Here is a 16,924-nt window from a genome sequence, read left to right on the forward strand (position 1 = left end):
GGCTAGCGTTCGACCGCGGCCGGATGTTTCGTGCAGGTGAACTGAGCGTCCATACCTAGTCGTTGACAGGGGACCCATCGTGACAAGCGCAGGCGCGTTCGCACCACTGTCCTCTCCTTCCGCTTCGGCCCAGCGCGGTGACGCGCTGGGCGATCCGCCCGACCTGGGCCCGGTGGCCACCGAGGCCGAGGCGTTGCTGCGCCAACTGGCCTCCGAGGGGCACCTGTTGTCCGAGGCCGCCGAGCAGCGGGTGCGGGGGGTGCGGGCGGAGGTGGCTGGGACGGGGCGGTACCGGCAGACGGCGGAGGAACTGCTGCAGGGGAGCCGGATCGCCTGGCGGAACAATCCCCAGTGCGTCGGGAAGTTCTACTGGAAGGCGCTGGAGGTCCGGGACTGCCGCGAGGCCGGGGGTGCTGCCGGTGACGAGGGGGACCTGTTCGAGGCGCTGGTGGAGCATCTGCGGCTGAGCTGGAACGGCGGGCGGATCCGGCTGCTGCTGAGCGTCTTCGCGCCCGATGAGCCGGGGCGGCGCGGCCCCCGGGTCTGGAACGGGCAGCTCATCCGCTACGCCGGCTACCGGCGGCAGGACGGGTCGGTGCTGGGCGACCCGGAGACCGTGCGGCTGACCGAGGCCGTGCAACAGCTCGGCTGGCGTGGCCGGGGGACGGAGTGGGACGTGCTGCCGCTGGTGATCCAGTGGCCGGGGCGGGAGCCCAGGTTCTTCGAGCTGCCGCCGGACGCGGTGCCCGAGGTGCGGATCACTCACCCGGACCACCCCTGGCTGGAGCAACTCGGGCTGCGCTGGCACGCGTTCCCCACGATCTCCAACCAGGTGCTGGAACTGGGCGGCCTGCGCTACCCGTTGGCGCCGTTCAGCGCCTGGTACACCTGCACCGAGATCGGCGCGCGCAATCTGTCCGACACCAACCGCTACGACAAACTGCCCGCGGTGGCACGGGGAATGGGCCTGGACACCAGCCGGGACCGCACTCTGTGGCGGGACCGGGCGCTGCTGGAGCTCATCGCGGCGGTGCTGCACTCGTACGACCTGGCCGGGATCTCGATCATCGACCACCATTTCGCCACCAAGCAGTTCGTCCGCCACGAGGAACGCGAGCAGAAGAACGGGCGCGGCTGCCCGGCCGACTGGTCCGCCATCGTGCCGGCCACCAGCGGGTCCACCACCCCGGTGTGGCAGCGCCGTTACGAACCCACCAGGCAGCGCCCCAACTTCTCGCCGCACCCGGAGCTCTGCTGGCAGCCGGCCTCCTGCCCGTCCGGCGGCGCGACAGGCTGAGAGTACGTCAGCAGAGGCTGAACGGGCCCTCGGAATACGTCAGTTGCCAGCTGCGCGGCCGGGGACGGCCCTGCGGATCGGTGTCGTGGATCAGCAGTGTCTCCCCGGCGCGGGACGGCTCGGGGCGCAGCCGGGCCCCGACGCGGTGCGGGAGGGTGGAGCGGAGGATCTCCCAGCGCCCCTCGCGCACCCGGCCGATCGAGACCTCGCAGTCCAGCAGTGCGACCGCCGCGGCCCGCTCCGCGCAGCCCAGGACCTGCTCGCGGAGCGGGGCCAGGGGATCGGGCAGCGGCTCGCGGCGGTCCCTGGCGTAGCCGAACCAGGAGCCCGCCCGGACCAGCAGGCCCGCGCGGCCGTCCGCCGGATCCTGGAGCAGGACGGCCGCCGCCGGGCTGCCGCCCGGCGCTTCGACGAGCTCCCAGTGCTCGAGGTAGTCCTCGTGCAGGCCCTCCTCGACCAGCACGCGGGCTGCCGTGCCGTCCGCCACGCCGACTGCCGCGCCGTCCGCCCACCGCAGGGTGCCGGCGTCGGGCAGCGGGGCCGGCGGGTGCAGGTCGATCAGGCGCGTCCAGCCGAACGCGTCGCCCTGCTCGTCCAGGGTGCCGGCGAACGCCTTCTGCTCGCACAGCGCCAGCAGTTGCGGGCGGTCCAGGTCGTTCAGGCGGCTGCCGCCGCCGACGAGCTCGGCGAGGCCGGGCGGCCGGCGCAGATCGGCGAAGAGCGAGGGCCCCTGGATCCAGGTGGTGTCGGTGACCCGGTCCGTCGAGCCGTCCGCTTCGCGGGCGAACGTACGTCGCCAGACGCCGGGCAGTTCGGCTGATACGGGGCGGGAGCGGGGCATTCGTCCTCCGTGGGCTGCTGGAGACGGGAGAGAGGGGATTGACACTGGCGGGTAACAAGCAGCAAGGTGATCAGGCCCGCAGGGTGGAGCGGTGGGCGAGTACGGCAGCACAGGTAAGCAACTGGTCGCGTGGTTAAGCGAGTTGTGGTGCACTTCGGCCTGCTCGACACGCATTCGCCTACCCAGGACAAGGATGCACCCATGGCCGAGACGCCGGTCGCCGCTGACCAGCTCCGGGACCTTGCCGCGGCCGGGGAAGAGCCCGCCACCAGGCCGCCGATCGCGCTCGTGCTGCTCTGCTGCCTCGGTGCCTTCATGGCGTTCCTGGACAGCACCATCGTGAACGTCGCCTTCCCGGACATCGCCAAGGCCTTCCCGCGCTCGAACCTGTCCACTCTCTCCTGGGTGCTGAACGGCTACAACGTGGTGATCGCCGCGTTCCTGATGCCGGCCGGGCGCCTGGCCGACCGGCTCGGCTGCCGGCGGTCCTTCGCGGCGGGGCTGGCCACCTTCACCCTCGCCTCGGTGGTCTGCGGGTTCGCCGGCTCGGTGCCGGTGCTGATCGGCGCCCGGCTGGTGCAGGCGGCCGGTGCCGCGGTCCTGGTGCCGACCTCGCTCGCGCTGCTGATGCCGATGTTCCCGGCGGCCCGGCGGCTGGTCGCGATCACCATCTGGGGCGCGGCGGCGGCGCTGGCGGCGGGGACCGGACCCGGGCTCGGCGGGGTGCTCGCCGAGGACTGGAGCTGGCGGGCGGTGTTCCTGGTGAACCTGCCGATCGGGATCCTCGCGGTGCTGGCCAGCCGCTACCTCACGGAGCAGCGCGAGCGCCGCGGACCGGCGCCCGACGCGCTGGGCACGGTGCTGCTCGCCGCCGCGCTGGGACTGCTGGCGCTCGGGCTGGTGAAGGGGCCGGACTGGACCTGGAGCAGCGCGGCCACCATCGGCTGCCTGGCCGCCGGGGCCCTGCTGGCGGTCGCGGTGGTGCTCCGCAGCGCCCGGCACCCGGCGCCGGTGCTCGCCCTGGACCTGCTGCGTTCGCGCAACGCCCTTGGCGGCAACCTCGGTTCGATGCTCTTCGCGGTGACCTTCTACGCCGTGATCCTGAACAACGTGCTCTTCCTGACCGGCCACTGGCACTGGTCGCTGATCACGGCGGGCCTGGCCACCACCCCGCCGCCGATCGCCACCGCGCTGATCGCGAAGACCTCGGTCCGGCTGGCCGAACGGCTCGGTGACCGGCTGGTGGTGGTCACCGGCTGCCTGGTCTACATCGGTGGCACGCTGCTGCTCTTCTGGGGCGGTGGCCGGCACCCGGACTTCGTCACCCACTGGCTGCCCGGCGCGGCGGTGATGGGGCTGGGTGCGGGCCTGGTCTGGCCGGTGCTGGGCGGGGTGGCGCTGGCGAACGTCGAGCCGGCCCGACTGGCCACCGCGAGCGCGGCCAACGCCGCTTTCCGCCAGCTCGGCGCCGTCCTCGGCACCGCCCTCACGGTGTCCATCCTGACCTCGGCCGGTGCCGACGCGCTGGGCGGGGCCCGCGACACCTGGTACCTGGCGATGGGCTTCGCGGCCGCCGTCGCGGTGCTCGTCGTCGCGACGGTCCGCCGGCCGGAAAGTTAGCACACGGATTTGAATGCAATCAGCGCACTGCCATGCCGAACTGACGGCAAATCAGCGGCTGTCTCCGCGGCGATCGAAGTGCCCTTAATTCACCTGGAGTTAACGCAGTGCCGTTGACATGAGCCGTGGTGGATGCCTGACGTAACGTCAACTGCTCATGTGAGAAAGGCCACTTGGCGGGGGGTGTCGGCGAAGGTACGATTTCGCACCATGGTGACCCAGGGGGTGGAGACCTACATTCGGCTGAAGTTCGCCGAACACGCGGGCCTCACAGACGAACAGCTTTTCTCCGATGACGTGACGCTGGCCGCGGTGATCAGCCGCAGCCCGAAAATGACGAACAGCATCGACCTCATGGAGGCGTTCGCCCGCACGGCCAACGCGCTCCGCAAGGACTACGGGGTGCGGGTCCGGCTGCCCGCCCTGCCGCTGGACACGTCCACCGCGGCGGTGCTGAAGGTCTTCCTGGAGGAGTTCGAGCGGGCGCAGGAGGCGGCCGCATGAGCATCACCGAGGCGAGCACCGGCACCGAGCCGAGCAGCACCGAGCCGAGCAGCACCCGCCCGCGCGGCGCCGCCCGCGCCACCGAGGCGCCGGCCATCATCACCGACCTCTACGACGCGGTGACCAAGCGCGGCATGTCCCTGGTCGACGTGACCTGGGAGCAGCAGCGGCTGCACGAGTCCCGCCGCTGGAGCGTCGTGGAGATGCTGGCGGACGTCGACCTGGACGCCCTGACGCCCGTCGACCGCAACCTGGTGTGGAACGCCGGCCGGGCCGAGCTGACCACCAAGCCGGGCGCCGACCGGCTGGAGCGCCAGGCCGAGGCGGAGTGCCGCCGCTGGCAGGAGAAGAACCCGGCGGTCGCGTCGATCATGGAGGCGTGCGGCACCTGGAGCCGCTACTGGAACGAGGAAGAGGCTCACCACGAGACCGTCTTCAACCGCCTGGCCGACCTGAGCGGGATGGAGCCGATCTCCGACGAGACCTTCATCGCGTTCCGCCAGGTCTTCCCGGACGACGACATGCTGCGCACCCTGATGCTGCTGGCGATCTCCGAGATCACCGCCGCGGTCAACTACGGCCAGTGCCAGCAGGTCGTCCAGGACCCGGGCCTGCGCCGGATCTTCAAGCAGGTCGCGGCCGACGAGATCCAGCACCGCAACTACTTCATCGCCTTCGCCAAGGCGCTGGTGGACAGCGGCGAGTACCACGCCAAGGACGCCTTCGCGGTCGCGCACCTCTTCCTGCGCGAGGACGGCGAACTCCAGGGCAGCGCCCGGGAGCAGAAGGAGGACCGCGGCACCCACGTCAACTGGTGGGACCACCTGGACACCGCGGAGACCGACTACCGCCCCGAGGCGCTGGAGAAGAAGGAGCAGCTCATCTGCGGCGCCCTGAAGAAGATCACCGGGATCGAGGTCCACTCCCGCGACGAGGTCGAGGACACTTGGCTGGATCTCATCGGGAGTTGATCGGCCTGGGGCACGACCTCCAGTTGATCAGTGAACTGGAGGCGGCTTCGGCGCTGCGCGAGCCCGATGTCTTCTTCACCGCCGCGGAGTTGCGGCACTTCGCCGCGGCGGTGGTGCCGCTGCAGAGCCTGGCGGGCGGGTTCGCGGCGAAGGAGGCACTCTTCAAGGCGCTCCCGCCGTCCGGCGAGCCCTGGTTCTGGACCGATGCCGAGCTGGTCCACGACCACCGGGGCGCGCCGCGCTTCCGCGCCCACGGTGCGCTGGCGGACCAACTGGCCCGCCGGCGACTGCGGCTGAGCGTCTCCATCTCGCACAGCGGTGGCTTCGTCTCCGCGGTGGTCATCGCCACCGGCGGGACCTCGGCAGTGAATCGTTTCCTCGGCACGATCGATCGGGCGGTGCGACATGTTCTTCGGCGAAACACGGCTGACGCTGCCGGTGCGCCCCAATGACCTCGACGCGCTGGGCCACGTGAACAACGCGGTCGCGCTCGAATACCTGGAGGCCGGGCGCTGGGACTGGCTCGGCCGGCAGGGTCTGGTGTCCGGCGCCGGGACCGCCAACACCGGGATGATCGCGGTGGTGGCCCGCACCGAGATCGACTACCGGGCGGAGATCCCGCGCGGCGAGGTCGAGGTCCGCACCGTGCTGGAGTCGCCCGGCGAGGAGGAGTTCGACACGGAGGGCCTCACCTTCCGGGCCCGGTTCCGGCAGCGGGTCCACCTGGCGCCGGACGACCGCCTCGCGGTGGACGCGCTGGTCACCGTGGCCTTCCTGGACGCGGAGCAGCGCTGCCTGGTCACCATGCAGGACTTCCTCGCGGCGGCCGTCGCGGGCTGACCGGCGCTCCCGGAGCGTGGCTGGCAGATCGTCGAAAACTGGGCTCATCACGAACGAGGAGAGACACCCGCGGTGCTCGAGTACATCCAGCGCAACCAGCAGTGCCCGCCCGAGCGGGGCCTGTACCTGTACGAGAAGTTCACCGACGCGCCCGAGTTCACCGCCTACCGGGACCTCCCCGAACAGGTCGCCGGCTACGCGGACTTCTTCCGCGAGCAGGGGATCGAACCGGGCGCCCGGGTGCTCTTCCCGTTCGAGAGCACCGTGCCGGTGATCCTCGCCTTCCTGGGCCTGATGGAACTCGGCGCGGTGCCGCTCTCCGTCAAGCCGTACGGGCTGAACCAGCCGAAGGACGCCTACCAGGAGTTCCTGGCCCGGATCGCGCGGGACTTCGCGGCGGCCCGGATCCTGCTGGCCCCGACGCTGGAGTCGCTCGAGCTGCCGGTGGCCGGCCTGCCGCTGCCGCCGGCCGGCATCCGCAGGCCCGGCGCGGTGCTGCGCACGCCGGCGGCCGAGGAGTTGGCGTTCGTCCAGTTCTCCTCCGGCTCCACCTCGTTCCCCAAGGGGATACCGGTGCGCCAGGACCGGCTCCGGTCCAACCTGGCGATGATCACCCGCACCGACGGCCGGGCGGCCGAGGAGCGGGTCAGCAGCTGGCTGCCGCTCTACCACGACATGGGCCTGGTCGGCGGGATGCTCTCCTGCTTCGCGGTGGGCTGCGACCTGCTGCTCGCCGAGCCGGTGACCTTCCTCTTCGACCCGCGCGGCTGGTGGGAGCAGATGGCCCGGGAGCGGGCGATCGGCACGGTGATCCCGAACTTCGCGGTCGACTACTCGCTCAAGCTGATGCAGGACCTCGACCCCGAGGAACTCGCCGAGTTCGACCTCTCCGGGTTGCGCTCGATCTACCTCGGCAGCGAGCCGATCAACCTGCCGAACCTGCGGGCCTTCCTGGACCTGATGGCCCCGGCCGGGCTGCGGCGGGACGTCTTCATGCCCTGCTACGGGATGGCCGAGGCGGTGCTGCTGGTCTCCAGCCGCCCGGTGAGCAGCGAGCTCCGGGTGGTGGACGCGCCCTCGGGTCTGCCGGCCATCTCGGTGGGCCGGGTGATGGCGGAGTTCGCCGTGCGGCTGCGCGACGAGGCCGGCGGGCCCTGCGGGGCGAACGAACTGGGCGAGATCGAGCTGGCCGGTGGCAGCCTGGCCACGGGCTACCTCGACCGGCCGGGCCCGCTCGCCGATCAGGACGGCTGGTACGCCACCGGCGACATCGGCTTCCTGGACGACGGCGAGCTCTTCATCACCGGCCGGATCAGCGACCGGATCAAGGTCAACGGCCAGAGCCTCTTCGCCGCCGACTTCGAACAGGCCCTGGAGCAACTGTCGTTCGTCCGGGAGGGCCGCACGGCCGTCGCGCAGATCGACGGGCCGATCGTGGTGCTGGCCGAGGTGGACCGCGAGGCGCGCGAGGACATCCCGGGCAGCCGGGCACGGATCGTCGAGCACCTGATGGCCACGATCGGCGTGACGGTGCGCGCCGAGGACGTGCACTACCTGCGGCCCGGCCAGCTCTCCCGTACCAGCAGCGGCAAGCTGCAGCGGCGCGCGATCGTGGCGGCGTACCGCGCGGGTCGGCTCGACGGGCTGACCCTGCGGGCCCGGCCGAGCCAGGGCCTGTAGCACCACCAGCCACAGCCATCCGCAACCACGAGCCGACAGGAGCAACGCGTGCCGAAGCTGGAGCGTGACGGTGAGGTCTTCGTCCTGCACCTCGACCCGGACGACGAGAACCGGTTCCACCCCGACCGGCTGACCGCGCTGGAGGCGGCGCTCGACGAGGTGGAGGCCGCCACCGGTCCCCGGGCGCTGGTCACGGTGGGCAGCGGCAAGTTCTGGTCCAACGGTCTGGACCTGGACTGGCTGTTCGCCAACGCCGACCAGTACGCGGCCTACCTGGACCGGGTGCACACCCTGCTGGCCCGCACGCTGGCCTCGCCGGTGGTGACGGTCGCCGCGCTCAACGGGCACACCTTCGCCGCGGGCGCGATGTGGGCGCTGGCCCACGACTTCCGGGTGATGCGGGCGGACCGGGGCTACTTCTGCCTGCCCGAGGTCGACCTCGACCTGCCCTTCCAGCGCGGCATGTCGGACCTGATCCGGGCCCGGCTGGCGCCGCAGACCGCGCACGAGCTGATGACCACGGCCCGCCGCTACGGCGGCGAACAGGCCCTGGCCGCCGGCATCGTGCAGGCCGTGGCGAGCGCCGAGCAGCTGACCGCCGCGGCGGTGGAACTGGCCCGCCCGCTCGCGGCCAAGAGCCGGCCGGTGCGCGCCGAGATCAAGGAGACCCTCTACGCGGAGACCCTGGCCTCGTTGCGCACCCCGACAGCGGGCTGAGCGAGCCGGAGTTGACGTGGAGTCAGACGCGGCGGGCCAGGTGGACGACATCCGGCACGCCGCGGCTGACCGCGATCTCCAGGGTGTGGACCTCGGTGAACCCGGCCTCGCGCAGCGCGGTTTCGAACGCCGGTGAGGGCTGGGCGCTCCAGACCGCCAGGATGCCACCGGGGTTCAGCCGGGCGCGGGCGTTGGCCAGGCCGACCGGGCCGTAGAGGCCGGAGTTGGCCTCGGTGACCGTCCAGTCCGGGCCGTTGTCGATGTCGAGGCAGAGCGCGTCGTAGCGGTCCTCGGTGCCGGCGAGGTACTCGACCAGGTCGGTGGGCAGGACGGCGACCCGGGGGTCGGCCAGCGCGCCCGCCGTGATGGCGCCGAGCGGTCCCCTCCGGTGCCAGTCGATGATCGCCGTCTCCCGCTCGGCCACCACGATCCGGCCCCAGCGCGGCTCGGCCGCCGCGTGCGCGAGCGAGAACCCCACGCCCAGGCCGCCGATCAGCACGCTGGGGCGGGCGGCGGCGAGCCGCTCCAACGCGGCGTCGATCAGCAGGCGTTCGGAGCGGCCGTCGGCGGTGTCCATCAGGAAGCAGCCGTTGGCGATGATCTCGTGGTCCGCGCCGCGCCGGCGCAGCACCACCTCACCGTGCGGGCCCTCGCGGCGGTCGAGCACGACGGCCTCGGCCGCCTGGTCCCTGGCGGGCGGTTCGGACATCTCTGGTTCCCTCGGTCCTGCCGGTGATTCCGGGGACGATTATGCCGTCGCCGTCGCAAGGGCGCCGTCGAATTTCCGGCCGTCGCGTCGCAGTCGCCATCGCCGTCGCCGTCATCGGCGGGCGAAACCGGCCGAGTTGGCCCGGGCGGTCGCCGGCGCCGGGTAGCGCGCCGGCCCTGCGCTCGGCCGCTCGCGCCGCCCGTCGGCGGCCGGCCAGATCCGGACGGCGCAGACCGTGCCGACCAGCGCGAGCGCGCCCAGGGCCAGATCGGCGGTGAGCAGACCCGCCTGCGCGCCGAGCCAGCCGGCCAGCGGATAGGTGAGCAGCCAGCAGCTGTGCGAGAGCGAGAACTGGGCGGCGAAGGCGTCGGCCCGCCGCTCCGGCGCGATGGAGCGCCGGATCAGCCGCCCGGCCGGCGCGTTGATCACGGCGCCGGCCGCACCGAGTCCGGCCCAGCCGGCCAGCAGCAGCGGCCACTGCCAGGCACCGTGGCCCCGGGCGCTGAGCACGGCGAGCGGCCCGCACAGCAGCCCGGTGATGGCCCACCCGGCGGGCAGCATCACGCCGCGCTCCCGGGTCCGCTCCAGCACCCGGGGCAGCAGCAGCGCCGCCGTCATCGACCCCGCGCCGTAGGCGCCGAGCGCGAACGGCACGTCGGTGGCGGCGCGGTGCAGGTGGTCGCGGACGTAGACGATGGTGTTGACGAAGACCAGCGCGCCGCCGGCCGCCACCGTCAGGTCGAGCGCGAGCAGCGCCCGCAGCCGCGCGGTACCCCAGAGCAGCCGGGCGCCGTGGCCGGCCCTGGCCAGCACGCCGCCCTCCACCGGGGCCCGCAGCGGCTTGGGCAGCGCGACCGAGACCACCAGCGAGGCCGAGGCGAGGAACCCGGCCATGGTGCCGAGGAAGAGCTGGTGGTAGCTGATGACCGTGAGCAGGCCGGCCGCGAGGGCGGGGCTGAACAGGCTCTCCAGGTCGTAGGCGAGGCTGGAGAGCGACAGCGCCCGGGTGTAGTCGCGCTCGGCGGGCAGCACCTCGGGGATCACCGACTGGAAGGCCGGGGTGAAGGCGGCCGAGGCGGCCTGCAGCAGGAAGATCAGCAGGTAGACCTGCCAGACCTGGTCGACGAACGGCAGCGTCACCGCCACCGCGGCCCGGATCAGGTCGGCGCCGACCAGCAGCAGCCGCCGGGGCAGCCGATGCGCGTAGGCGCTGATCAGCGGCGCGAGGCCGACGAACGCGATCATCTTGATCGCCAGCGCGGTTCCCAGCACCGAGCCGGCGTCGGCGCCCGCGATGTCGTAGGCGAGCAGGCTGAGCGCGACCGTCGCGAGGCCGGTGCCGACCAGGGCGATGACCTGCGCGGCGAAGAGGTGGCGGTAGGTGCGGTGGCGGAGCACGGACAGCATGGCGTCCCTCGCAGGGCCGACGACACGGTGGCCCGACCATCGTAGCCAACATGTCAGCACTTGTGCACATGTTGGCTCGTTGCTGCCGCCGGTTCCCGTCTCGGGCTCCCGGCCCGGCTCAGTCGTGCGAGGGCAGCGAGCCGATCTCGTGCTCGGCGACGTTCAGCGCCTCGTCGACCAGGCGGCGCAGATGCCCGTGCCGCAGCGCGTAGACGACCCGGCGGCCGTCCTTGCGGGTGGTCACCAGACCGGCCAGCCGCAGCTTGGCGAGGTGCTGGCTGACCGAGGTACGCGCCGCGTTGCAGGCCTCGGTCAGCGTGGTGACGTCCGCCTCGCCATGGCCCAGGCGGTGCAGCAGCGACAGGCGGGTGCGGTCGGCGAGCAGCGCGAGGATCCCGGCGGCGATCTCCAGCTGCTCCTCGGTGACCGGCTGCTGCGTGTGGTTCGCACCTGAGACCTGCGTGCCGTTGCTCATGGCCTCATCGTAGGTGGGCCGGTACGGCGCCCGGCCCTGCGCGGACGGCCCCACCGGTTGCGTCCTACCGGTACGCCGACTCCCCGGTGATCGCCTCGCCCAGCACCAGCGTGTGGATCTCACTGGTCCCCTCGTACGTCAGCACCGACTCCAGGTTGTTGGCGTGCCGCAGCACCGGGTAGTCCGTGGTGATCCCGTTGGCGCCCAGCACCGTCCGGGCGCTGCGCGCGATCTCCAGCGCGGTGCGCACGTTGTTGAGCTTGCCGAAGCTCACCTGCGCGGCCTTCGCCCGTCCCGCCTCCTTCAACCGCCCGATCCGCCAGGCGACCAGGTAGGCCTTCTCCAGCTCCAGCGCCATCTCCACCAGCTTCTCCTGGGTGAGCTGGAAGGCCGCGATCGGGCGGCCGAACTGCACCCGGCTCTTCGCGTACTCCAGCGCCGCCTGGTAGCAGTCCCGGGCCGCGCCCACGGTGCCCCAGAGGATCCCGTACCGGGCCTCGTTGAGGCAGGAGAGCGGCCCGCGCAGCCCGCTGACCCCGGGCAGCACCGCGTCGCCCGGCAGCAGCACCTCGTCGAAGCTCAGCCCGCTGGTCACCGAGGCCCGCAGCGAGAGCTTGCCGGGCACGTCGGTGGCGGTGAAGCCGGGGGTGTCGGTGGGCACCACGAAGCCGCGCACCCCGTCCTCGGTCTGCGCCCAGACCACGGCGACGTCCGCCACGCTCCCGTTGGTGATCCACATCTTGCTGCCGTTGAGCACCCAGTCCGTGCCCTTGCGCCGCGCGGTGGTCCGCATCCCGGCCGGGTCGGAGCCGAAGTCCGGCTCGGTCAGCGCGAAGCAGCCGATCGCCCGGCCGGCCGCCATGTCCGGCAGCCAGCGCTGCTTCTGCTGCTCGGAGCCGAAGGCGTGGATCGCCCGCATCGCCAGCGAGCCCTGCACCGAGACGAAGCTGCGCAGTCCCGAGTCGGCCGCCTCCACCTCCAGGCACGCCACTCCGTAGGCCACCGCCCCGGCCCCGGCGCAGCCGTAGCCGTCCAGGTGCATACCGAGCAGGCCGAGCTTGCCCAGCTCGGGCGCCAGTTCACGGGCCGGGAAGAAGCCGCGCTCGAACCAGTCGGCGATGTTCGGCCGGACCAGGTCGTCGGTGAACCGGCGGACGGTGTCCTGGATCAGCCGTTCCTCGTCGGTGAGCAGGTCGCCCACTGCGAGCAGGTCGATCGGGTCGGGTCCACCCGGGCGGGCGGTGCTGGCGGACATGCGGCGCTCCTGAGGGTCTGGGGGTCCGGTTGCGCGGTGCCGCACCATCCGTATCAGGCTTTACGCTGGCCGGAAAGCAGTCGCCGGTCGGTCACAGGGAAGACGGTGGTGGGCAGTGACGGATCCCACGACGCGCACGAAGCGTACGACTCGGGTGCCCGGCAAGGGCGTTGACGCTGCCGGCCGGGAGGCCGGCGCCGAGTCGAAGGACGGCCGGGTGCAGAAGGGCAACGAGACCCGGCGCCTGGTGCTCGCCCGCGCGGTCTCGATCGCCTCGGTCGAGGGCCTGGGCGGGCTCTCGCTCGGGCGGTTGGCGACCGAGCTGTCGCTGAGCAAGAGCGGGGTGTTCGCGCTCTTCGGCTCCAAGGAGGAGCTGCAACTGGCGACCGTGCGTGCCGCCCAGCGGATCTACTGGGACATCGTGATCGAGCCGGTGCACCGGCAGCCGCCCGGGGTCGGGCAGCTGTGGGAGCTGGCGCAGCGCTGGCTGGAGTACTCGCGGGGCCGGGTCTTCGCGGGCGGCTGCTTCTTCTACGCGGTGGGTGCCGAGTTCGACGCGCAGCCGGGCCGGGTCCGTGACGTGCTCGCCGAGGGCAGCCGGCGCTGGCACCAGATCGTCCTGGACTTCTTCGAAGCGGCCCGCGACTGCGGGCAGTTGCGCCCGGACGCGGATCTGGAGCAGCTGACCTTCGAGCTGGTCAGCTTCCTGGAGTACGCCAACGCGATGTCCCTGCTGCACGGCGACGAGGTGCCGTACGCGCGGGCCCGGCGCGCGGTGCTGCTGCTGCTCCGCTCCGAGGCGGTGTACGCGTCGCTGCTGCCGTCGGCCTGAGCGGCGCGCGAGTCCGTCGGCTGTTCGGTGTTTCCCCTGAAACTGACCGAACGATCGTGCTAGCTTCGGAAGGCCGGTCCGCACCCGGCCCGCACCCGGCCCGCAGCTGACGGAGGCACCGCGCATGACGACCCCGACCGCCCTCGCCCCGGCCCACGCCCGCGCCCTCGCCCTCGCCGCCCCCGTGGTGGCCGCCATCCGCCCCGAGCACCTGGCCCGGCCCACCCCGTGCGCCGGCTGGACGCTGCGCCGGCTGCTGGCGCACGTGATCGGCCAGCAGTACGGCTTCGCCGCCGCCGCCCGTGGCCGGGGCGGCGATCCGGCCGTCTGGGCCGACCACCCGCTGGCCGCCGGCCCGGATGCTGCGCTGGGCGCCCTGGCGGCCTTCACCGGCTCCGGTCGCGAGCTGACCGAGGCCTTCGCGGCGGCCGAGGCCACCGGGGCGACGGTCGAGCTGCCGGAGATCCTGCCGGGCCACGCCTTCCCGGCCACCCAGGCGATCGGCTTCCACCTGCTGGACACCCTGGTGCACGCCTGGGACCTGGCGGTCACCATCGAGGTGCCGCTGGAGATCCCGCCGGACCTGGCCGGGCTGCTGCTGCGGATCGCCGAGCTGGTCCCGGCCGACCCCGCCGCCCGCGCCCCGGGCCGCGCCTTCGCCGCGGTACTGCCCGGTGCCACCGGGGCGGGCGGCGCCGGGGCGGGTGCCGTCGAGCGGGCACTGCTGCTGCTCGGCCGCGATCCGCACTGGAAGCAGCCGGGCTGACCGCTACCGCGCTGGTCGGGGCACACACCGGTCGGCCCATGCGCGAGGGGCGGCACCCGCACCAGCGGCTGCCGCCCCTCACCGTGTCACCCGTTCAGGACCCGGACCGTCCGGTCAGCCGCCGCTCTTGCGGCGGAAGGTCCGCTTGCCCCCGGCGGCGGCGTGCGCCCCGTGGATCTTGGAGTCACCACCCGGCCCACCGCCCGCCCCGTCGGTCTTCGCGCCGTGCTTGCGCTGCAGGGCGGCCAGGAACTTCGCCTTCACGTCATCCGAACCGGCGTCCTGCCCGCCGTCCTGCCCAGCAGCCTCCCCGGCGTCCGCGGGCACCTCGGGGCTCTGCTCGCTCTCCACGGCTGCTGCGTCGCTGCTGCTCATACGGACCTCCTGGATGGAACCGGTGCCTGGTCGTGCTCCTGCCACTGTCCCATGCCCGAGCGCCGGCCTGCCGTCAGTTCCCCCGAGCCTTCGTTGCCGTCGACCGGCCCGTGGCCGCGTGTCGCGGGCCCTGCTGATCGCGCCAGTTCGGTCCGCCGATGAAGTACAGCAGTGCCAGCGTCGGGAATCCGAAGCTGGCCACCGTCACGACGATCGCTTGCCACCACATCTCGTCTCCACCTCTGTCCAGTTCCGATGTCCAGTTCCGATGTCCAGCTCCGCGCCGGCGCCATCCAGACCGATATGTCCGCTATGTGACGCTAGGTGAAAGTCGAACACGCTGCCACCTCACCCCGTACGGGCGAAGCCCGCGCCGAGGGCTGTCGCTGCGGCCGTCCGGCCGCGCACACTGGCGGCATGCAGGTGCAACTGGCCGGTCAGCCGGCGCAGCCGGGGCGGGAGAACGAGGACTTCGCCGCGGCCACCCCGGAGGCCCTGGTGCTGCTCGACGGGTCGAGCTCACCGGCGGGCATGGAGTCGGGCTGCCGCCACGGCACCGCCTGGTACGCCCGCCGGCTGGGCGTGCACCTGCTGGCCCGGCTGACCGACCGGTCGGACCGGAGCATCGCCGAGTGCCTGGCCGACGCGATCGTCGAGACCGCGGCGCTGCACGGCGCCCGCTGCGACCTCGCCCACCCGGGCACCCCGGCCGCCATGGTGGTCGCGGCCCGGCTGCACGGCTCCTCGCTGGAGTACCTGGTGCTCGGCGACTCGCTCCTGGTGCTGGAGCCGAAGAGCGGCCCGCCCCAGGTGATCGGCGACAACCAGCACTTCCCGGCCGGAGAGAGCCTGCGCCGCTCGCTGGTCGAGGCCGAGTACGGCAGCGCCGAGCGCGCCGCGCTGCACCTGCGCTACGCGCTCGCGGTGCGCGCCGTGCGCAACACCGGGCGCGGCCCGTGGATCGCCGCCGCCAGCCCGAAGGCGGCCGGGCACGCCGAGACCGGCTTCGTCCGGCTCGACTCGCTGCGTGCGCTGGCCGCCGTCACCGACGGCGCCGCCCGCTACACCGAGCGGTTCGCGCTGGGCGACTGGAGCCAGGCGCTGCGCCTGCTGGCCGACGCGGGGCCGGCGACGCTGATCGACCGGGTCCGCGAGGTCGAGGCGGCGGACCCGCGCTGCGAGAAGCTGCCGCGCGGCAAGGCGCGGGACGACGCCACCGCGCTCTACGCCGTCATCTGACGCACCCTCGGCCGGCTCCGCGCCCGCTCCCGGCGGCTACCAGGAGATCCGCCGCCGGTCCCGGAAGAAGCCCCCGGTCGGACCGCCCTGCGGCAGGGTGGCGGCCCAGACCACGCCCGCCGCGCCGTCGGCGACCGGGCGCCCGCCGCTGCCGCCCATGTCGGTGGCGACCCAGCCGGGGCAGACCGCGTTGACCAGGATGCCGTCCTGGCGCAGGTCGGCGGCCAGCATCAGGGTCAGTCCGTTCAGCGCGAGCTTGGTGATCGAGTACGCCGGGGTGCCCGCGCCCATGCCGTCGATCGCGCCGCCCCCGCTGGAGACGTTGACGATCCGCGCCTGCCGCGAGGCCCGCAGCAGTGGCAGCAGCGCCTGGACCAGCTGCCACGGCCCGTACACGTTGGTCTCCGCGGTCTGCCGCACCTGGACCAGGTCGGCGCCGGAGACCCGCTGCCAGGTGTCGTAGTTGATCGCCGCGTTGTTCACCAGCACGTCCAGCCGCCCGTAGCGCGCGGTGAGGTGCCCGGCCAGCGCCTCGGCGCCCGCCACGCTGGTGACGTCCAGCTCGTAGGCCTCGACCTCGCCGCCGATCCGCCGGGCGGCGGCCCGGCCCTTGGCGGCGTCCCGCGAGGTCAGCACCACCTGGTGGCCGAGGGCCGCCAGTTGGCGGCAGGTCTCCAGTCCGATGCCGCGGTTTCCGCCGGTCACCACGGCCACAGGTGCGTCGCTCATGGCTTCAGCCTGGATCAGCTGCGGCCCGCTGTCCAGCCTGAACTGACGTTGTGTCAGGCCGGCGTCGCGGTCGGCCACTGCCGCAGCAGCAGGTCCAGCGCGTCGATCGCCCGCTCCCAGGAGGTCTGCACCGGGCGGGTGTGCCCGAAGCCGCCGGCCGCCTCCAGGGTGACGTAGCCGTGCAGGGTGGCGCGCAGCAGCCGGCCCGCGTCGATCAGCTCCGCGTCGTCCAACTGGTAGGCGCGCAGCATCGCGTAGGTGACGTCGACGCCCCGCCGGGCGGTGCGGGAGGCGGCCAGCACGGCCTGGTCCATCGGCAGTTGGCTGGCCGCGTACCGGCCCGGGTGGGCCAGCGCGTACTCCCGGTAGGCCTGTGCGAAGGCGGTCAGCGCCTCCTTGCCGGCCCGCCCGGCCACGGCCAGCGCGATCCGGTCGGTCAGCTCGCCGCCGGCCAGCAGGGCGACTCGGGTGCGCAGGTCCTGGAGGTTCTTGACGTGCGAGTAGAGGCTGGCGTCCTTGACCCCGAAGCCGCGCGCCAGCGCGGACAGGGTGACGCCGTCCAGGCCGACCCGGTCGGCGAGTTCCGCCGCCGCAAGCACCACGCGCTCGGCTGTCAGCCCGGCTCGGGGCATCCACTGCCTCCTAGGATCATTAACTATTTGCCTAG

19 protein-coding genes are annotated in these 16,924 nt (G+C 72.9%); 11 read left to right on the forward strand and 8 right to left on the reverse strand.

Annotation, left to right across the window (positions count from 1 at the left end):
• Nucleotides 1-79 precede the first annotated feature (79 nt).
• A complete protein-coding gene (locus OG403_RS19835) occupies nt 80-1,297 on the forward strand; it encodes a nitric oxide synthase oxygenase (RefSeq protein ID WP_329566246.1) in 1,218 nt (405 codons plus the stop codon).
• Between the two features lie 7 nt (nt 1,298-1,304).
• Here the strand turns inward: OG403_RS19835 and OG403_RS19840 are convergent, their stop codons facing one another.
• Nucleotides 1,305-2,138 (reverse strand): hypothetical protein, encoded by an 834-nt coding sequence (locus OG403_RS19840; protein WP_329566248.1) that lies wholly within the window; start codon nt 2,136-2,138, stop codon nt 1,305-1,307.
• 201 nt (nt 2,139-2,339) lie between these two features.
• On the opposite strand from OG403_RS19840, the gene OG403_RS19845 reads away from it, so the two are divergent.
• From OG403_RS19845 to OG403_RS19875, 7 genes are all read left to right on the forward strand, one after another.
• On the forward strand, nt 2,340-3,758 hold the full coding sequence (locus OG403_RS19845) for an MFS transporter (RefSeq protein ID WP_329566250.1): 1,419 nt from the start codon (nt 2,340-2,342) through the stop codon (nt 3,756-3,758).
• Between the two features lie 210 nt (nt 3,759-3,968).
• The gene (locus OG403_RS19850) at nt 3,969-4,262 is read left to right on the forward strand and encodes a hypothetical protein (protein WP_329566252.1); all 294 of its coding nucleotides are present in this window, start codon (nt 3,969-3,971) and stop codon (nt 4,260-4,262) included.
• Nucleotides 4,259-5,233 (forward strand): ferritin-like domain-containing protein, encoded by a 975-nt coding sequence (locus OG403_RS19855; RefSeq protein WP_329566254.1) that lies wholly within the window; start codon nt 4,259-4,261, stop codon nt 5,231-5,233. The genes OG403_RS19850 and OG403_RS19855 overlap by 4 nt, the downstream gene beginning before the upstream one ends.
• Entirely contained in the window at nt 5,209-5,685 is a 477-nt protein-coding gene (locus tag OG403_RS19860; protein WP_329566255.1) for a holo-ACP synthase, read from the forward strand. The genes OG403_RS19855 and OG403_RS19860 overlap by 25 nt, the downstream gene beginning before the upstream one ends.
• Nucleotides 5,672-6,073, forward strand: coding sequence for an acyl-CoA thioesterase (locus OG403_RS19865; protein ID WP_329566256.1), 402 nt, complete (start codon nt 5,672-5,674; stop codon nt 6,071-6,073). The genes OG403_RS19860 and OG403_RS19865 overlap by 14 nt, the downstream gene beginning before the upstream one ends.
• Nucleotides 6,074-6,145: 72 nt before the next feature.
• Entirely contained in the window at nt 6,146-7,753 is a 1,608-nt protein-coding gene (locus OG403_RS19870; protein ID WP_329566258.1) for an AMP-binding protein, read from the forward strand.
• 48 nt (nt 7,754-7,801) lie between these two features.
• On the forward strand, nt 7,802-8,470 hold the full coding sequence (locus tag OG403_RS19875) for an enoyl-CoA hydratase-related protein (RefSeq protein ID WP_329566260.1): 669 nt from the start codon (nt 7,802-7,804) through the stop codon (nt 8,468-8,470).
• Between the two features lie 22 nt (nt 8,471-8,492).
• On the opposite strand, the gene OG403_RS19880 is transcribed toward OG403_RS19875, so the two are convergent.
• From OG403_RS19880 to OG403_RS19895, 4 genes are all read right to left on the reverse strand, one after another.
• The gene (locus OG403_RS19880; protein ID WP_329566262.1) at nt 8,493-9,179 is read right to left on the reverse strand and encodes a spermidine synthase; all 687 of its coding nucleotides are present in this window, start codon (nt 9,177-9,179) and stop codon (nt 8,493-8,495) included.
• Nucleotides 9,180-9,290: 111 nt separating this feature from the next.
• Complete coding sequence (locus tag OG403_RS19885; protein WP_329566264.1) at nt 9,291-10,586, reverse strand: MFS transporter; 1,296 nt, start codon at nt 10,584-10,586, stop codon at nt 9,291-9,293.
• 118 nt (nt 10,587-10,704) lie between these two features.
• On the reverse strand, nt 10,705-11,061 hold the full coding sequence (locus tag OG403_RS19890; RefSeq protein WP_329566266.1) for an ArsR/SmtB family transcription factor: 357 nt from the start codon (nt 11,059-11,061) through the stop codon (nt 10,705-10,707).
• A 64-nt stretch (nt 11,062-11,125) separates the two neighbouring features.
• On the reverse strand, nt 11,126-12,316 hold the full coding sequence (locus OG403_RS19895; protein WP_329566269.1) for an acyl-CoA dehydrogenase family protein: 1,191 nt from the start codon (nt 12,314-12,316) through the stop codon (nt 11,126-11,128).
• Between the two features lie 217 nt (nt 12,317-12,533).
• On the opposite strand from OG403_RS19895, the gene OG403_RS19900 reads away from it, so the two are divergent.
• Nucleotides 12,534-13,148, forward strand: coding sequence for a TetR/AcrR family transcriptional regulator (locus tag OG403_RS19900; RefSeq protein ID WP_329566271.1), 615 nt, complete (start codon nt 12,534-12,536; stop codon nt 13,146-13,148).
• 124 nt (nt 13,149-13,272) lie between these two features.
• Nucleotides 13,273-13,914 carry a TIGR03086 family metal-binding protein gene (locus OG403_RS19905; protein WP_329566273.1) on the forward strand — a complete coding sequence of 214 codons (642 nt, stop codon included), beginning with the start codon at nt 13,273-13,275 and terminating at the stop codon, nt 13,912-13,914.
• Nucleotides 13,915-14,028: 114 nt separating this feature from the next.
• Here OG403_RS19905 and OG403_RS19910 read toward each other — a convergent pair whose 3' ends face one another.
• Nucleotides 14,029-14,289 (reverse strand): DUF5302 domain-containing protein, encoded by a 261-nt coding sequence (locus OG403_RS19910; protein ID WP_329566275.1) that lies wholly within the window; start codon nt 14,287-14,289, stop codon nt 14,029-14,031.
• Between the two features lie 417 nt (nt 14,290-14,706).
• On the opposite strand from OG403_RS19910, the gene OG403_RS19915 reads away from it, so the two are divergent.
• The gene (locus tag OG403_RS19915; protein ID WP_329566277.1) at nt 14,707-15,528 is read left to right on the forward strand and encodes an integrase; all 822 of its coding nucleotides are present in this window, start codon (nt 14,707-14,709) and stop codon (nt 15,526-15,528) included.
• 36 nt (nt 15,529-15,564) lie between these two features.
• Here the strand turns inward: OG403_RS19915 and OG403_RS19920 are convergent, their stop codons facing one another.
• A complete protein-coding gene (locus tag OG403_RS19920; protein ID WP_329566280.1) occupies nt 15,565-16,257 on the reverse strand; it encodes an SDR family NAD(P)-dependent oxidoreductase in 693 nt (230 codons plus the stop codon).
• Between the two features lie 53 nt (nt 16,258-16,310).
• On the reverse strand, nt 16,311-16,889 hold the full coding sequence (locus OG403_RS19925; RefSeq protein WP_329566282.1) for a TetR/AcrR family transcriptional regulator: 579 nt from the start codon (nt 16,887-16,889) through the stop codon (nt 16,311-16,313).
• Nucleotides 16,890-16,924: the final 35 nt, after the last annotated feature.

The sequence above is a fragment of the Kitasatospora sp. NBC_01266 genome (assembly GCF_036242395.1).
Taxonomy (GTDB): Bacteria; Actinomycetota; Actinomycetes; order Streptomycetales; family Streptomycetaceae; genus Kitasatospora.